Source organism: Phenylobacterium sp. (assembly GCF_020253645.1).
Lineage (GTDB): Bacteria > Pseudomonadota > Alphaproteobacteria > Caulobacterales > Caulobacteraceae > Phenylobacterium.
In genome coordinates this window covers 1-16,564 of the sequence record NZ_JADCBG010000091.1, presented here as the reverse complement: position 1 = coordinate 16,564, position 16,564 = coordinate 1, and the positions used below count along the sequence as shown (strand labels likewise).

Here is a 16,564-nt window from a genome sequence, read left to right as displayed (position 1 = left end):
GTTGCGTTGATGCTCGCACCCTGACCGCTGACGAAGCCGGCCAGCACGAAGTCGCCGGCGGAAACCGTGGCGGCTGTTCCGCCATCGAAGACCTTGGTCGGGCGGCCAACGACCCGGGCTGCGAGGCTCGCCCGGTTGATGACCCCAATTCCGCTGGCTGTGGTGGGGAGTTGGTAATTGGACAGGTCGGTCGCGCCCGTGGCGACAAGGTCAGGCGCGCTGAGGGTCACCGTGAGGCCGACGCTTCCCGCCGCGCCCGGGGAGCTGAAGGCCGCACCGGCGTACTGACCCACCGTTGCTCCGTCCGACCCGAAGAACCCGGAGATAGAGATGCCGGAGACGGGCACGCTTACGGAGGTCGTTCCATCGTAAGTCTTGGTCGGGGTCGCAACAACCGTGGCGGTCAGCGACGCCTGGGTGATGTTTGCCGTCAGGCCTGCCGGTTGAGCGACGGAGTAGTTGCCCGCCTTTTCGCCGTTCAGGGCGAAGCCTGAGGCGGTGACCCGTATGCTGTTTCGGACATTGATCGAGGCGAAGACGCCGCCGACGCCTGCGAGGTTGAGGTTGACCTGCCCCACATCCCCCGGGAGAACCCCGTTGAGGGTCGCGCCTGCGGTATTGAGCGTCGCCGACGCACCGGCGTTGTAGCTCCGGGAATTGGCGAATACGCCGGATACGCTGAGCTCACGGGGGGCAATTCTCGCGGTCAGGCCCGTCAGGGGGGTGAGGGCGTAGTTCGCCGCGCTGCTCCCGGAGAGGCCAAGCCCCGAGACGGTGATCCCGAGACCCGATCCGGCGTTGATCTGGGAGAAGGTCGCGCTCACACCGCCGGTGTTGAGCGACACCGGATCCCCCGCCACGGCGCCGAACAGCGTGGCCCTCGAGAAGTCGAGATTGGCGACATTGGAGCCGTCGTAGGTCTTGTTGTTCGCCACATGGCGTAGCACCCTCAGGGGCGCCTGCAGGATCGTCCCGGAGCCCGCCACAGTGCCCGGCAGGACGTAGTTGGAGAGCCTCGTGGACCCGGAGACCCGGAAGTCCGTCGCCGCAAGGTTGACCGTGATGGTGCGCGCACCGGCGCCGCTGGAATCGTAAAGCGCCTGTGCGGCCTGTGCGACAGTGATCGAGTCCGCGCCGACCAGCCCGGAGACGGCGAAGTTGGCGCTGGTCAGGACCGCGACATTGCTGCCGTTGTAGGTCTTCGAGGTGTCGCCCGTCAGGCTTATGTCCAGCGACTTGGGCGTGATCGTGCCGTTGCCGAACAGGGCCGACGGCAGCACGTAGTTGCTGAGCAGCGTCCCGGGACCTGCGAGATAGTCCGCCGTCGTGAGCGGGTTGCTGTCCAGGTCGACGCGGATGCGCTGCACCCCCGCATTGACGTCCTCGAATGCACCCGTCGTCTTGACGACCTGGATCGCGTCGGACCCCTGGAGGCCCGTCAGAACGAAGCTGGCCGGGGTCAGGCCCGTGATGACGGCCGTCCCGTCGTAGACCTTGGTCGGATTGCCCACCAGGCGCCCGTTGAGGTTGAAGGTCGGGCCAGCCCCGCCCTCGGCCAGGAGCGCCGGGGTGATCGATCCCGTCCCGGTCGCCGTATCGGCGAAGGTGTAGTTGTTGAACAGGGAGGCCGCGCCTGAGATCTTGCCGGTCAGGTCAGCCGTCACCTGCCAGGAGCCGGCGTTCGCCGAAGCGTAGGTCCCCGTGGTCTGGGTCACTGTCAGGCTATCGGCCGCCAGCAGGCCCACGACCTGGAAATTCGAGGGCGCCAGCGTCGCGACCGCGCTGGCGTCGTAAGACTTGGTCGGATTGCCCACGATGTTGAAGGTCACCGGGGCCCTGGTGATCGTCCCCCCGCCGGTCGCCGTGGTCGGCAGGATGTAGTTGGCCAGGTCGGTCCCGGCGTTCGCCGTAAGGTCGGGGGTCGTGATGCTGGCGGTGACCGTTCGCGCGCCGGCGCCAGCGCTGTCATAGTAGGCGGTGGCCTTGGACGTCACGCTGGCGCCCTGGCCAGCCACGAAGCCCGACAGCGAATAGGCGGAGCTATCGACGGTCGCTGTCGTGGTCGCGTTGTAGACCTTGGTCGGATTACCGGTGATGGTCGCCGTCAGGGGACGCGGGGTGATGTCGGCCGAGAGCGTGAGCGAGGAGAGGGCGTAGTTACCCCCCTTGGTCCCTGAGAGCCCGAATCCGGAGACACTCACCAGCAGGCCGAGGCCGGCGTTGGCGGTCTCGAAGTTCGCGCTGGCGCCGCCTGTCGTCAGGCTCACCTGGCCGACGTCCCCGGGGATGACGCCGTTCAGGGTGAGTCCCGTCAGGTTGAGGGTCGCGATGCTGTTCCCGTCATAGACCTTGTTCTGGGCCGAGAGCCCCACGATCGAAACGCTGCGGGCCGTGATGGAGCCGGTCAGCCCCAGGGGCTGCACCAGGGTATAGTTCGCAGCGGAGGCGCCGGAGAGCGCAAAGCCCGAAGCCGTGACGGTGTGGCCCGCCCCGACATTGGCCGAGGCGTAATCGCCGCGGGCGGCGGAGAGGTCCAGGCTGACGGCGTCGCCCGCCACCTGCCCGAAGAGGACCGCCTGGGAGATGTCCAGGTCGGCTGTCGTCGCGCCATCGTAGGTCTTGTTGCCGGTAAGGACGCCGGCCACACGGACTGTGGCCTTGTTGATCGCCCCTGAGCCTGACGCCGTCGTCGGCAGGTCGTAGTTGAAGAGATTTGTCCCTCCAGAGGCCGAGAAGCTCGTGACCGCCAGGCCCGCCGTCACAGTCCGCGCGCCGGCCTGATCCGAATCGTAGGTCGCGCCCGTCGTGGACACCACCGTCGCGCCTTCCCCCGGGACAAAGCCTGAGAGCTGGAAGTTCGCCGAACTGAGGCTGGCGAACGTGCTTCTGTTATAGATCTTGGTGGGCGTGCCGATGATCGAGGCGAGGATCGTCCTGCGCTGGATCGTCCCGATATAGGCGGTCACCGAGGGGGTCGGGATGGCGTACCCGTAGACCGGCTTGCCGGCGTTCGTGAGAACCGGACTTGAGGCCGTCACCCCGATCTGTTCTCCCGCATTGGCGGAGGCGTAAGCCGCCGAGAGGGCGAGGGAGTCGGCGCCGACCAGGCCGGTGGCCAGGATGTTCGCCGGGGCCAGGGTCGCGGCCGTGCTTCCGTCGTAGGTCTTGGAGATCGCTCCCGTCAGGCCAAACGACAGGGTCGGCGCCAGACTGTAGAGCAGGCCGTTGCCGGAGCTCTGCGCCGGCGCCGTCGCGCCCGCACCGTTCGCCGGATAGCTGGCGGCGTACTGGATGAAATCGAAGGCGAGCCCGCCGATCGTGTCCGTCGTGGGACTGGTGGAATAGATCACCCAGCGCCCGGCGGATGACCCGACCGCGCTTGCGCCCCCGTTGTTGACGAAGTTCCCGGTGGTTCCGAGGGTGACGGCGTTGGTCCCAGAGACCGAGCCCGAAGAGCCGATGGTAAGGTCGCCGCCGTTCGCGGACAGGCTGACTGTCGGCCCGGAGACGGCGCCAGACACGGTCACGCCGGACGAACCGGAGATCCGAAGCTGTCCGCTTGTCAGATTTGACACTGCACCGCCAAGGCTGATGGCCTGGGCCGAAGTCAGGGTGACGCCGTTCAGGCCGGTGAGCGCTCCGGCGGCCGTGGTCGTGATCCCGCCCGTGGTGGCTGTCAGGGTCAGGGTGGAGGCACGGATGGCGGCGCCCGCGGAGATCGAGCGACGCGCCAGAAGGGTCAGCCCGCCACTCCCGGTTCCGTCGATGGCGGCGTTGACCTGAACATCCCGGTAGGCGTCGAGGGTCAGCGATCCGGCGCCTGTCCAGCTGATCGGGGCGGCGACAATGATGTCGCCCGGACCACTTGCCTGCGAGCCCGCACCGACGGCGCCGGTGGCGTTCGTCACCTGGGTCACGTTCGTGCCCGCGTTCAGGGCCGAGGTGATGGTCGAGGCGGCCGGAGCGTCGATGGTCAGATCCACCGGATCCACCAGCCAGAGCCCGCCCTCCCCGGCGCGAATGGTGGCGTCGCCGATGGTCACAAGGTGACCTGACGTCTCGACCATTCCTCCGCCGGCGGGGCCACCCGCCAGAATGCGCGCGCCCGAGGCGATCGTCGTGACGTCGGAGAGACCCTGCCCCGGCGCCGTGACGCCCACCAGGACGGTCCCGCCGGAGGTTCCCGAAGCGTCCACGACCGCCGAGCCAGCCACCGCAACAGTGCGGCCCGAAACGGTGATGTCTCCGCCCGCCTCGCCCCTTGAGGCGCGCAGGCCGCCGCCCACCCGGACATCGCCTTCAGGCGCCGACAGCCAGATCTGGCCGCCGGACTGTTGGACTCCGGTCGCCTGGATGGTTCCGGACCGATTTCCGGCGAGGACATAGACATCCCCCCCGGCGGACTCCAGGACGGCGGCGGCGGCGGCGATCCGTCCGGTGACGGAGATGTCCCCGCTCCCAACGGAGTCCGCAGCGACATAGAGGCCACGGACGCCCTCACCGGGCGCAATGATCACCGTGTCACCGGCGGCCAGCCCGGCGAGCCCCGATCCCGCGGTGATCTCACCGTCGTTTCGGACCGAGGATCCGACGAGGAAGACGTCGCCGTTCCGCGAAACGATCGTGCCGAGGTTGACAACTCCGGCGTCCGACTGTCCTCGCGCCGTGAAAGGCCCGTCCGATAGGAAGTCCGCGTTCGAGATGTCCCGAGTCAGGACCCCGACCGCGCCGCCAGCGAGGATTCGACCTTCGCCGCTGATGACCACGCCCTGGGGATTGACGAGGTAGACCGAGCCGGTGGCGCTGAGCGTCCCCCGGATCGTCGACAGCTGCCCGCTGGTCACCCGGTTCAGCGTGGCGCCCTGGCCGTTGAGAATGGAGACCGCGCCGCCCTGTCCGATCGAAAAGGTCCGCCAGTCGATGATCCCGCGCGCTGAGGTCTGCTGCACCTGCAGGCCGCCGGCGATGGGCGGTCCGATCACACCGGAGCCGGCCGTGAAGACGCCGTCGGTCGGCAGCTCCGGCGCGCCCTCGGCGAGCACGCCGCCTGCAAGGCCTGCGAAGACGCCCGTCAGTAGGATGGACTTCAGTGTTCGGACCCGCCGGCGCACAGGCAAGCGGCCAGCATTCAGGGCAAGCGCTCTTGTCTCCACGTCCTCACCGGACGATCCGAACGCTTTGCTTTTTGCTGCCACTGCTTCAAGACATTTCCAAACAAAGAGTGTGAGGCCAACCTTTCGGCATAGCTCCTCCACGCTCGCGGCCGATACCGAAGCTCCAAAAGAACCCGAATGTAAAGAATGAAAAAAGCGTTAAGGATGTATTTCCCGAAACCAGTGGCAGTCGCACTTTCCAAGTCCGGTCATGCGGTCTCGGACACCAGCCTTCGGGCGGCGGCGACGACGCTGTCCACCGACAGGTCCATCATGTGGCAGATGGCCTGGGAAAGGTTCGGGTCCAGGGTGCGGATCTGGTCGAGGGTGCGTGCGCCTCTCAGGACCCGGCCCCGCTCGCCCCAGGGGGCGTAAAGCTGTTCGTCGGAGGGTCCGAAGAGTCCGAGGGTCGGCGCCCCCGCCGCGGCCGCCAGGTGCATCAGCCCGGAGTCGTTGCCAATGAAAAGGCGGGCTGACCCCAGAGCCGCATGAAGGGTGACCAGATCGACACGGCCCACCAGGTCGATGAAGCGCTCCCTGGGAAGCACCGCCCTCAGGGTGGGAAGGACATGGGCGTCCTGAGCCGACCCGGCCACCAGCAGCCTCCCGCCCGCGAGGGGACCGCCCGGACCCAGGAGCTGGATGGCGACCCGGGCGAAGCGCTCAAGCGGCCAGGTCTTGCCCACCCAGTTCGCCGCAGGTCCCAGGGCGAGTATGGGCCCCTGTCCGGCCACCAGGGCGGCGGCCTGCCGCGCCGCGGTCTCCCCGACAAAGATGTGAGGGGCGGGCGGGTCGTCCTGAAGGCCAAGGACCCGCCCCGCCTCGATCACCTTGTGAACGGGGGGGCCGGGGCTGCGGCGATAGACGGCGCGACGTCGGCGCCTCAGGAAGCTGCTGATCGCCGATCCGCGGAGGTCGACCACCAACCCCCAACGGCGGCGGGCCACCTCGTTCCAGAGGCGTATCCAGTGACCCCCGTCCCGGGATTTCTCAAACGAGATGATCCTCTCGAGTCCCGGGACATCCTCGAAGAGCGGCGCAGCCGCCGGCCCGGCGACGATCGTGAATCGGGCGCCCGGGACTTCTTCGTGGAGCCGCCGCAGCAGGCCGGAGGACAGGACGGCGTCTCCGATCCGGGTGGCGGTGATGAACAGAATCGGAAAGGTCGCGGACCGCATTGCAGATACATAATCGGACCCTAGTTTAGGCTCCAGCCGCCGGGAGGGCCTGTCCATGACAAACTTCGTTCGCTTGACGGACCGGGTCGTCGTTGAAGTTGCCGGCGAGGACCGCACCACCTTTCTTCAGGGCCTGCTCAGCCAGTCCGTCGAGGGTCTCGCCGGAGGCGAGGTCAGGTATGGCGGTCTTCTGACGCCCCAGGGGCGACTGCTCTTCGACCTTTTCATCCTGGGCAGGACTGAAGGCGTGTGGCTGGATGTCGCCGCCAGTCGACGGGACGAACTGATTGCGCGCCTCAGGATCTATCGCCTGCGCGCCCGCGTGGAGATCCGGCCGGTCGACGCCGCGGTCTGGGTCTGCTGGCCGGAACGCCCGGTATCTGAGCGCCCCGGACCGGAGTGGATCGCCGACCCGCGGCGCCCCGGCCTCGGCTGGCGCGCCTGGGCGCCGTCCGAACCGCCGCAGGAGACGGCGACCCTTGCGGACTGGCGGCGGCGGCGGCTGTCGTTCGGCATCGGGGATTCCGAGGATTTCGACTTCGACAAGGACTATCCCGTCGAACTGAACTTCGATCGGGTCGACGGCATCGACTTCGCCAAAGGATGCTTCGTGGGCCAGGAAACCACGTCTCGGATGAAACGGCGGGGCCAGGTCAAGACACGGCTCACCGCCATCCGCTTCGAGGGACCGCCGCCACCCAGGGGGTCAGAGGTGCTGAACGGGGAGTTGCGGGCTGGAGAGGTCCGCTCCGGCGTGGACGGTCTTGCCCTGGCCCTGCTGCGCCAGGACAGGATCGATGGCGACCTCACTGTGGACGGTCGGCCGGTGACTGTGGCGGAGCCCTTGCCGGGTTGAGCCCCCGCCTGCGAGGGTCGCCCGCATGAGCGAAAGCCTGATTCGATGCGACTGGCGCGGCCTGTCCGGAGACGCCCTCTACGAGGCCTATCATGACCGGGAATGGGGCGTTCCCGAACGGGAGTCCGCCGCACTCTGGGAAAAGCTGGTTCTCGACGGCTTCCAGGCGGGACTGGCCTGGATCACCATCCTCCGGAAGCGAGAGGCCTTCCGGGAGGCCTTCGCAGGGTTCGATCCCGAGGCGGTCGCCCGGTTCGGAGAGGCCGACAGGGCCCGGCTGCTCGCCAATCCCGGAATCGTCAGGTCCGCAGCCAAGATCGACGCGGCTGTCTCCGGGGCCCGGATCTTCCTCGACATGAGGGAGGCGGGCGTCGACTTCTCGGACTTCCTCTGGAGCTTCACGGAAGGCAAGCCGATCCAGACATGGGCCGAGAGGCTGGAGGACGTGCCGGCCGAAACTCCGCTCAGCCGGGAAATCTCAGCCGCGCTCAGGGCCAAGGGGTTCAAGTTCTGCGGCCCTGTCATCGTGTACGCCTTCATGCAGGCCGTGGGGATGGTCAACGACCACCTCGTGTCCTGTCACCGTCACGCCGCCGTCCTGGAGATGGCGGGGTGACCCCTCGCCGGACCGGACCGGACTACACCCTTGAGGCGGCTTCCCCCGGGCCAGTCTGCGGGGTCGACGAAGCGGGTCGCGGGCCCTGGGCCGGACCGGTCAGCGCCGCCGCGGTGATCTTCGACCCGGCGCGCATCCCCGGGGGCCTCAACGACTCCAAGTCTCTTTCCGAGCGCCGGCGCGCCGCCCTGGAGACCGAGCTCAAGGCGGCCGCCCTGGCCTGGGGCGTGGGCTTCGCGAGCGTCCAGGAGATCGACGGGATGAATATCCTGCAGCCCACCGGCCTGGCCATGCGTCGGGCGGTGGAGGCCCTCGCCATCCCGCCCGCCTTCATCCTCGTGGACGGATCCTGGCGCTTCGACCTGCCCGCGCCCGTCCGGCCTGTGGTGAAGGGCGACAGCCTTTCGGTCTCCATCGCCGCCGCCTCCATCCTGGCCAAGACCGCCCGGGACCGGGTGATGATCGATCTCGACCGGGACTGGCCGGACTACGGCTTTGCCGCGCACAAGGGCTATCACGCGCCCCGGCATGTCGAGGCGCTTCGCCGGCTGGGCCCCTGCCCGGCTCACAGGATGACCTGGGCGCCGATCCGGGCCCTTTTGGATTCAAAGGTTTAATTCGCTGTTCACCATGTTCGGAAACAGTCTTTCAACCACGTGAGAGGAAGATTCCCCTTCCGGATTCCGACCGCGAAGGGCTGGGCGTGACCCCCGACACCATCCTCCAGGGCGACTGCATCGAGGTTCTGAAGAGCCTGCCCGACCGCTCGGTGGACCTCGTCTTCGCCGATCCGCCCTACAACCTGCAACTGGGTGGGGACCTGCTGCGCCCGGACAATTCCCGCGTCGACGCCGTCGACGACCACTGGGACCAGTTCGAGAGCTTCTCAGCCTACGACGCCTTCACCCGGGCCTGGCTGGCCGAGTGCCGGCGGGTCCTGAAGGACGATGGCGCCATCTGGGTGATCGGCAGCTATCACAACATCTTCCGGGTCGGGACGATCCTTCAGGACCTCGGCTTCTGGATCCTCAACGACGTGGTCTGGCGCAAGACCAACCCCATGCCCAACTTCAAGGGCGCGCGCTTCACCAACGCCCATGAGACCCTGATCTGGGCGGCCAAGGGCCGGGGCGCAAAGCGCTACACCTTCAACTACGACGCCATGAAGATGGCCAACGACGAACTGCAGATGCGCTCGGACTGGACCTTCCCGCTGTGCACCGGCGAGGAGCGGCTCAAGGACGAGAGCGGGTCCAAGGCCCATCCCACGCAGAAGCCTGAGGCCTTGCTGCACAGGGTCCTCCTGGCCTCCACCCGACCGGGAGACCTGGTCCTTGATCCCTTCTTCGGCACGGGGACCACCGGGGCCGCAGCCCGCAGGCTCGGCCGCCGGTATCTCGGGATCGAGCGGGAGTCCGAGTACGTCGCCCTGGCCCGTGAGCGGATCGCCCGGGTCCAGCCGGTCGCGCCGGAGGACCTGCAGGTCACCGGCTCCCGGCGCGCCGAGCCCCGGGTTCCGTTCGGACAGATCCTGGAGGCGGGACTGCTGCGCCCTGGCGACGTTCTCTATTGCCCGAAGGGCGAACGGAGCGCTCGGGTCCGGGCGGACGGCTCCCTCGTCCTGGGCGATCTGACGGGCTCCATCCACAAGGTCGGCGCAATGGTCCAGTCCGCCCCGGCCTGCAACGGGTGGACCTACTGGCATTTCCGGACCGACAAGGGCCTGACCCCCATCGACGTCCTTCGCACCCAGGTCCGCAGCCGGCTTCCCGGCTGAGACGGACCGCGTTTTCGCTTTGCCGCGGGCGCCGGAGGTCTAAGCTGCGGGGATGAACCCGCGCATCCTGGTCCTGACCCTCTCCACCTTCGCCTTTGGGTCGACCGCCTTCATCTTTGCGGGCGTCCTGGAAACCATGGCCCGGGACCTCGGCGTCTCGACCGCCGTGGCGGGCCAGCTCCAGACCTCCTATGTGCTCATCTCGGCCCTGCTGGGCCCTCCCCTCGCCTGGATGCTCGGCCGGGTGGACCGTCGCCTCCTGCTGATCGCGTCCCTCGGGTTCGGCGCCCTGGCCAACCTGGCCTGCGCGGTGGCGGACAGCTTCCAGTCCCTCCTGGTCATGCGCACCTTCGTCGGCCTTGCAGCGGCCATCGCGGGTCCCTCCGCAAGCGTCGCCGCCGCCGCCCTTGTCCCGCCCGAGCGGCGGGGATCGGCTGTCGCCATGGTCATGGGCGGCATGACCATGGCCTTCGTCATCGGAATCCCCCTCGGCAGCTTCGTGGGCGCCCACTTCGGCTGGCGCTCGACCTTCGTCCTGGCCGGCGCCCTCACCGGACTGGCCTTTGTAGGAGTGCTGACCTTCATGCCCTCGGTCCGGCCGACTCCCGCCGCAGCCGGCGGGCGAATGGTCCTGACGCCCCTCCTGCCGCTCTACGCAGGCACCTTCTTCTGCTTCGCCGCCAACATGACCGTGAACCTCTTCATCGCGCCGGTGGTCCGGGTGGGCGCCGGCGTCACAGGGGCCGGGGTGGGACTGTTCCAGATGGTGATCGGCCTTGGCTCCATCGTCGGACTGGCCCTTGGCGGCCGGGCCGGCGACCGGGGAGAGGGCCGCGAGTGGGTCATCCTCTGCTTCGTCGGGCAGCTCGTCGCGATGAGCCTGCATGTGGCCGCCACAAACCATCTGACGCCGCCGGGCCTCCCCAGCCAGCTGCTCGTGGCGACGGCCATCCTGCTGGCCTCGAGCTCCCTCTTCTCGCTGATGCCGGTCCTGTCCTCCAGGATCATCCAGACGAGCCAGGGGGCGCCCCTGGCGATGGCGGTGAACGGGTCGGTGAATTCGATGGGTCAGGCCATGGGGTCGGCGGTCGGCGGCTTCGCCCTGGCGACGGCGGGCGTACCCGGAATACCGGCCTCGGCGATCTGCATCTCCCTCGCGGGCATGGCCCTGTCTGCGGTATTCATGCCCCGCCGATCATCCCCAGAGCCCGTCGGGCCGCCTTGAGGAAGACACTCGGCAGGTCTCCCAGCGAGGTCTCCTCGAGCATCTCGAAGCCCGCCTCCGGGTCGCCTTCCGCCGCCAGGACCCGGAGCGTCAGGCGGAAGTGAGTGAAGACGTGCTCCACCGCGCCGACATCGCGCCAGGCGAGATTCGCCGGCGCGGCGGCGAGGATCTCGGCTTCGCCAGGCCCCTCCGCCGTCCAGGCTGTCCCGGGGAGACCCAGCATGCCGCCCAGCAACCCCCGGGGCGGCCGGCGAACGACAGCAATGCGACCCTTGACGCGCAGGACGAACACGACGCCGGCCCGGTCCGGGCGCAGGTTGCGCGGGGTCTTTCGGGGCCAGCCCTCAGGCGCTCCCGACAACCGCGCTGCGCACGCCGTCTCTGCGGGGCAACGGGGACACTGGGGCGATCGGGGGCGGCAGACCGTCGCGCCAAGGTCCATGAGAGCCTGAGCCCAGTCTCCGGGCGCAGCGGCGAAGACAAGTCCGGCCGCAAGCTCCCGAAGTTCCGGCCGCGCCGCCGGGAGGGGCGTCTCCACCGCGAACAGCCGGGCCATCACCCGCTCGACATTGCCGTCGACCACGTTGGAAGGCCGGTTGAAGGCGATGGCCGCCACCGCTGCGGCGGTATAGGGGCCCAGTCCAGGGAGTTCCCTGAGGGCGGCCTCGGTCTCGGGAAACCGGCCGTCGAACCTGTCCCTGACAGCCCGTGCGCAGGCCAGCAGGTTCCGGGCGCGGGCGTAGTAGCCCAGCCCCGCCCAGGCGGCCATCACCTCTCCATCGTCGGCGTCGGCGAGAGCTGTGACGGTCGGCCACCGGCGGAGGAAGCGCTCGTAATAGGGGGCGGCGTGGACGACCGTCGTCTGCTGCAGCATCACTTCGGAGAGCCAGACATGATAGGCGTCGGGCGCCGGACCCTTCCGGCCCTCCCCGGGCGGACGCCGCCAGGGCAGGGAACGGGCGTTGGCGCCGTACCAGTCAAGAATGCTGCGCTGCAGGCCTTCGATGTCCATGCCCCGACCCTAGGCGGTTTCGCCCGCCGCCGGAATGCTCGGGTGGGGGCGGAAGGAGACTCGCCCGCAGCGACCCTGTCACGGTAGGATGGCCATGTGCCCAACCGCAGACTTCCCACCCTGGCCGAAGCCGCCGAAATCCTCGCCCGCCGGCGCACCCGCCCTGCGCGGCGGCCTGCGCCCCCTGCCGGGCGCAGCCTCGCCCCCCTTCTCAAGACCCTGGACGAGCGCTTCGGCCAGGGTCCGGCCGCGCTCCAGGCCCGCTGGCCGGAGATCGTGGGGATCGAGCTCGCCCGCCGGACCGAGCCTGTCCGGCTGTCTCCCCGACGAGGTGACGGACCGGGGGTGCTGGAAATCCGGGTCGCCGGGCCCTCAGCCACCCTCGTGCAACATCGCAGCGCCGAAATCCTGGAGCGGGTGAACCTTTTCCTCGGTGCGGAAACGGCGGGGCGGCTGCGGGTGGTTCAGGGGCCCCTGCGGCTCCGCCCCGCGTCGGCGCCCGCTCAGATCGCCATCCGCCGTCGGCCGCCGCCCCTGGACGCCGCCGTCGAGGCCGAGCTTTCGCGTGACGCCTCCCCCGCCCGTACCGAACGCCTGCGCAAGGCCCTGGTCGCCCTGGGTCGGTCCGTCCACAGAAACCATCCCCCCACCCCCTGAGGGGCCTATGGCCGGAATGCCGCGGGGCCTAGAATCGGGGTTTACTTCCCTGCTGTGACCCTTGTGGAGGCGACATGTCCCGGTTCCGTCCTCTCGCCCTGGCCGCCCTGGCCGGCGCTCTTCTTCTGGCGGCGTGCAGCCGAGGCCCCGCGCCCTCCGCCGACGACATGACCCTCGGCGACCCGAACGCGCCCGTGAAGATGGTGGAGTATGCGTCGGCGAGCTGCACGCACTGCGCCACGTTCAACAACGAGGTCTTCCCCACCTTCAAGGAGAAGTACATCGACACCGGCAAGGTTCACTACACTCTCAAGGAGTTCCTGACTCCCCCGAACGAGCTGGCCGCCGCCGCCTTCCTCACCGCGCGCTGCGCCGGCAAGGAGCGCTACTTCACTGTCCTGGACGCTGTTTTCCGCAGTCAGCAGGAAATCTTCCAGACCGGCGACATGCGCGGCGTGCTGCTCCGCATCGCCCAGTCCGCAGGCCTGACCGAAGCCCAGTTCAACGCCTGCATCACCGATGAGGAGGCGCTCAAGGCGCTCAACTCGCGCGTCGAGCGCGCCATCAAGCAGGACAGGATCACCGGCACGCCGGCCTTCTTCATCAACGGCAAGTCCGTCGGCTCGGGCGAGATCTCCCTCGAGGCCCTCGAAAAGGCCGTGGCGGAAGCCTCCAAGTAGGCGCAGGCGGGAGGTCAGGTGCAGTTCCAGAGGCTCAAGCTCTCCGGTTTCAAGTCCTTCGTCGATGCGACGGAACTGCGCATCGAACCCGGGATCACGGGCATTGTCGGGCCGAATGGCTGCGGGAAGTCCAACCTCCTGGAAGCCCTGCGCTGGGTGATGGGCGCCAACTCCGCCAAGGCCATGCGGGCCGGCGGGATGGACGACGTGATCTTCGCAGGCTCGGGCGGGCGCACCTCGCGCAACCATGCCGAAGTCGTTCTGACCATAGACAACGCGGACAGGTCGGCGCCATCGGCCTTCAACGACAGCCCCGTCCTCGAGGTCGTCCGCCGGATCGACCGGGGGGAGGGCTCGACCTACCGGATCAACGGACGCGAGGTCCGGGCCCGTGACGTGCAGCTTCTTTTTGCGGATGCATCGACCGGATCGAACTCACCGGCGCTGGTTCGGCAGGGCCAGATCTCGGAGCTGATCGCGGCCAGGCCGCAGAACCGCAGGCTCATCCTGGAAGAAGCGGCGGGCGTATCGGGCCTGCACTCCCGCCGGCATGAGGCGGAGCTTCGCCTGAGGGCCGCCGAGACCAATCTGTCCCGGCTGGACGACATCGCCCGGGAACTGGACTCCACCCTCAATCGCCTTCGCCGCGAAGCGCGGAACGCCGAGCGGTACAGACGGCTATCCACAGAGATCCGGACCCTCCAGGCCGCCGTCCTTCACGCACGCTGGAACGAGGCTGGCGAGGCTGTCCGGCGGCTGGCGGCCGAGGCCGAGGAGGCGCGCAGGGGAGTCGAGGCCACGGCGCAGGCCGCCGCAGCGGCCAGCACCCGGTCGGTCCGGGCGGAGGCGGCCATGCCGGCGCTCCGCGAGGCGGAGACCGTGGCGGCCGCAATTCTCAACAAGCTGGCGATCGATCGGGATCGTCTTGAGCGCGAAGCCGAGGCCCTTGCCGACGAAGTACGCCGGCTCGAAGCGGATATCGCCCGGATAGAGTCCGACCGGGTGCGGGAAACCCAGTTTACGACGGACGCTGAAGCGGCCCTCGACCGGCTGGCCCGCGACCTCGCAGGGCTTGAGGCCGACATCGCCAGGGCGCCTTCCCGGGGACCGGAACTGGAGGAAGAGCTTCGGCGCGCCGAGGCGGAGCGTGATCGCCTGCAGGCCGAGGTCGAGGCCCTCGCCGCCCGTGCCGCGGCGGAGGCGGCGCGGCGACGGGCCGCAGAGACCCGCGCCGAGGAGGCGCGCGGCCGGACGGCGCGGACCCGGCGGGCGCTGGAGCAGGCGGTGCGTGACCGCGAGAGCCTGGGCCGTGAGGCCGCCCCTGAAGCCCAGGCGGCGGCGCAACGCCTCATCGAGGCGGAGTTCGCGCTCGCTGCGGCGCGCGCCGCCCTGCAGGCAGCCGAGGACGCCCGCGCCCTCGCCGCCGCCGCGGAATCGCAGGCCCAGGTCGCTGCGCGGGAGGTTCGATCGCGCCTGGACTCGGCAGAGGCCGAGGCTCGCGGACTGATCCGGCTTCTGGCCGGCGGGGATCAGGAGGGTTTTCCGCCGGCTGTCGACAGCGTCCGGCCCGAGCGCGGGCTGGAGGCTGCGCTCGCCGCGGCCCTGGGGGATGATCTCGACGCCGCGCTCGATCCCCGGGCCCCGGCCTTCTGGCAGGGGGCGAAGAGCCCTCGGATCGCCCTGCCTCCCGGGGCCCAGCCCCTCGCGGACCGCGTGGACGCCCCGGAGGCGCTGGCCGCCCGGCTCGCCCTGGTCGGCCTGGTGGAGCGATCGGAAGGCGACCGGCTCGCCGCAGGCCTCGCGCCCGGCGTCCGGCTGGTTTCCCTGGAGGGAGACCTCTGGCGCTGGGATGGCTTCGTGGCGCGTGCGAACGCCCCTCGCGCAGCGGCCGTGCGCATGGCCCAGCGCGGCCGGCTGGCGGAACTTGAGACCCTTCTCGCCAGCCTCCGCCCCGACGCGCACTCGGCAGCCGCCGCCCTCGCCGCCGCCGCCGCCGCTCTGGCGGAGGCGGACGCCCGTCTGAAGGCCGCCAGGGCCGGGCCCGCCGCGGCGGAACAGGCCGTCGCCGGCGCCCGTCAGGTGCATGAACGCCACGACCGTGAGGCGGCCCGGCGGGAGGCCCAGAAGCAATCGCTCGACGAGCTCATCCGTCGCTTCGAGGCGGATCTCGCGGAAAGCGAGGCCGCCCTTCGCGCCGTGGAGAGCGAGGTCGCCGCAGCCGACGGCGACAGCGATCTGGCGAACCGGCTGGACGCCGCCAGGGCGCTTGCGCCGCCGGCCGTCGAGGCCGCGGCCCGGGCGCGCGCCGACTTCGACACCGAGGTGCGCGAGCGGGACGGCCGGATCCGTCAGGTCGAGCGCCTGCAGTCGGACCGGGAGGACTGGCGTCAGCGGGCTGCAGCAGCCTCACAGCGCCTTGATCGCCTGGCGACGGAACGGACAGCCGCCGTCGCCGCCCTTGACGCGGCGCGGGCCAAGCCTCTGACCCATGCCGATCGCCTGCAGACCCTGCTGAATGAGCTCTCCGCCGCAGAGGCGCGCCGGGCCGCGACTTCCGACGCCCTCGCCGCAGCGGAGACGGAACGGGCGGAGGCGACGCGCGAGGTCCGTGCTGCGGAAGCCGCCGCCTCTGAGGTCCGAGAGCGAAGGGCGGGTCTCGACGCCCGACTGGAGTCCGCCCGGGAACGGCTTGATGAGGTCGCGGGGCAGATCCGGGAAACGGCGCGCCTGGAGCCCGAGGATCTGGCGCGGTCCCTGGCGGACGAGGCCGTCGCCATTCCCGCCGAGGCGGGAGGGATCGAGGCGCACCTCTACAACCTTGAGCGCCAGCGGGAAGCCCTGGGGGCGGTGAACCTGAGGGCCGAGGAGGAGGCTCGGGAGTACGCCGCGCGGCTCGAGACCCTCAGGGCCGAGGAGGCGGACCTCACCGGCGCCATCACCCGCCTTCGCCAGGGCATCGATGAGCTCAACGGCGAGGGCCGCGAGCGGCTGCTGGCCGCCTTCGACATTATCAACGGACATTTCAAGGCCTTGTTCCAGGCCCTGTTCGAGGGCGGGGAGGCCGAACTGCGGCTGGTGGAATCCGATGATCCCCTGGAGGCGGGCCTTGAGATCTTCGCCTGCCCGCCCGGCAAGCGACTGGCCGCCATGAGCCTGATGAGCGGCGGAGAGCAGGCCCTGACCGCCTGCGCCCTGATCTTCGCCGTCTTCCTGGCCAATCCCGCGCCCATCTGCGTGCTGGACGAGGTGGACGCCCCCCTGGATGACGCCAATGTCGACCGCTTCTGCAACATGCTGGACGAGATGCGCCGGCGCACCCGGACCCGTTTCATCGCCATCACCCACAACCCCGTCACCATGGCGCGGATGGACCGCCTGTTCGGGGTGACCATGGCCGAGCGGGGCGTCTC

General features: G+C 69.5%; 11 protein-coding genes. 8 read left to right on the top strand and 3 right to left on the bottom strand.

What is annotated here, in order from left to right; all coding sequences use genetic code 11:
- Both INE98_RS06555 and INE98_RS06550 read right to left on the bottom strand, forming a co-directional pair.
- The coding region (locus INE98_RS06555) for an S-layer family protein (RefSeq protein WP_293537552.1) at nt 1–5,153 on the bottom strand (5,153 nt) is incomplete at its 3' end.
- A gap of 209 nt (nt 5,154–5,362) precedes the next feature.
- Nucleotides 5,363–6,388 (bottom strand): glycosyltransferase family 9 protein, encoded by a 1,026-nt coding sequence (locus tag INE98_RS06550; protein ID WP_293537550.1) that lies wholly within the window; start codon nt 6,386–6,388, stop codon nt 5,363–5,365.
- Between INE98_RS06550 and INE98_RS06545 the strand changes: the two genes are divergently transcribed.
- The 5 genes from INE98_RS06545 to INE98_RS06525 all read left to right on the top strand — a co-directional run bounded on the left by INE98_RS06545 (nt 6,387) and on the right by INE98_RS06525 (nt 10,805).
- Nucleotides 6,387–7,187 carry a folate-binding protein gene (locus INE98_RS06545; RefSeq protein WP_293537549.1) on the top strand — a complete coding sequence of 267 codons (801 nt, stop codon included), beginning with the start codon at nt 6,387–6,389 and terminating at the stop codon, nt 7,185–7,187. The genes INE98_RS06550 and INE98_RS06545 overlap by 2 nt on opposite strands.
- A 25-nt stretch (nt 7,188–7,212) precedes the next feature.
- The gene (locus INE98_RS06540; protein WP_293537547.1) at nt 7,213–7,803 is read left to right on the top strand and encodes a DNA-3-methyladenine glycosylase I; all 591 of its coding nucleotides are present in this window, start codon (nt 7,213–7,215) and stop codon (nt 7,801–7,803) included.
- Nucleotides 7,800–8,420, top strand: coding sequence for a ribonuclease HII (locus tag INE98_RS06535; RefSeq protein ID WP_293537546.1), 621 nt, complete (start codon nt 7,800–7,802; stop codon nt 8,418–8,420). Before INE98_RS06540 ends, INE98_RS06535 begins: the two co-directional genes overlap by 4 nt.
- A gap of 80 nt (nt 8,421–8,500) precedes the next feature.
- Nucleotides 8,501–9,580 carry a site-specific DNA-methyltransferase gene (locus INE98_RS06530; protein WP_293537554.1) on the top strand — a complete coding sequence of 360 codons (1,080 nt, stop codon included), beginning with the start codon at nt 8,501–8,503 and terminating at the stop codon, nt 9,578–9,580.
- 52 nt (nt 9,581–9,632) lie between these two features.
- Nucleotides 9,633–10,805: an MFS transporter gene (locus INE98_RS06525; RefSeq protein ID WP_293537544.1), complete on the top strand. Its 1,173-nt coding sequence runs from the start codon at nt 9,633–9,635 to the stop codon at nt 10,803–10,805.
- On the opposite strand, the gene INE98_RS06520 is transcribed toward INE98_RS06525, so the two are convergent.
- A complete protein-coding gene (locus INE98_RS06520) occupies nt 10,762–11,817 on the bottom strand; it encodes an A/G-specific adenine glycosylase (RefSeq protein WP_293537542.1) in 1,056 nt (351 codons plus the stop codon). The two genes, INE98_RS06525 and INE98_RS06520, sit on opposite strands and share 44 nt — an antisense overlap.
- 96 nt (nt 11,818–11,913) lie before the next feature.
- Here INE98_RS06520 and INE98_RS06515 point away from each other — a divergent pair, with 96 nt between their 5' ends.
- From INE98_RS06515 to smc, 3 genes are all read left to right on the top strand, one after another.
- Complete coding sequence (locus INE98_RS06515; RefSeq protein WP_293537540.1) at nt 11,914–12,474, top strand: DUF721 domain-containing protein; 561 nt, start codon at nt 11,914–11,916, stop codon at nt 12,472–12,474.
- A 74-nt stretch (nt 12,475–12,548) separates the two neighbouring features.
- Nucleotides 12,549–13,154 (top strand): DsbA family protein, encoded by a 606-nt coding sequence (locus INE98_RS06510; RefSeq protein ID WP_293537538.1) that lies wholly within the window; start codon nt 12,549–12,551, stop codon nt 13,152–13,154.
- 18 nt (nt 13,155–13,172) lie between these two features.
- The coding region (gene smc, locus INE98_RS06505) for a chromosome segregation protein SMC (protein ID WP_293537536.1) at nt 13,173–16,564 on the top strand (3,392 nt) is incomplete at its 3' end.

Bases quoted from the DNA above. Each gene is read 5' to 3' on its own strand.
- INE98_RS06520 (WP_293537542.1), bottom strand. From the start codon at position 11,817: ATGGACATCGAAGGCCTGCAGCGCAGCATTCTTGACTGGTACGGCGCC.
- INE98_RS06550 (WP_293537550.1), bottom strand. From the start codon at position 6,388: ATGGACAGGCCCTCCCGGCGGCTGGAGCCTAAACTAGGGTCCGATTAT.
- INE98_RS06525 (WP_293537544.1), top strand. From the start codon at position 9,633: ATGAACCCGCGCATCCTGGTCCTGACCCTCTCCACCTTCGCCTTTGGG.
- INE98_RS06545 (WP_293537549.1), top strand. From the start codon at position 6,387: ATGACAAACTTCGTTCGCTTGACGGACCGGGTCGTCGTTGAAGTTGCC.
- INE98_RS06540 (WP_293537547.1), top strand. From the start codon at position 7,213: ATGAGCGAAAGCCTGATTCGATGCGACTGGCGCGGCCTGTCCGGAGAC.
- INE98_RS06510 (WP_293537538.1), top strand. From the start codon at position 12,549: ATGTCCCGGTTCCGTCCTCTCGCCCTGGCCGCCCTGGCCGGCGCTCTT.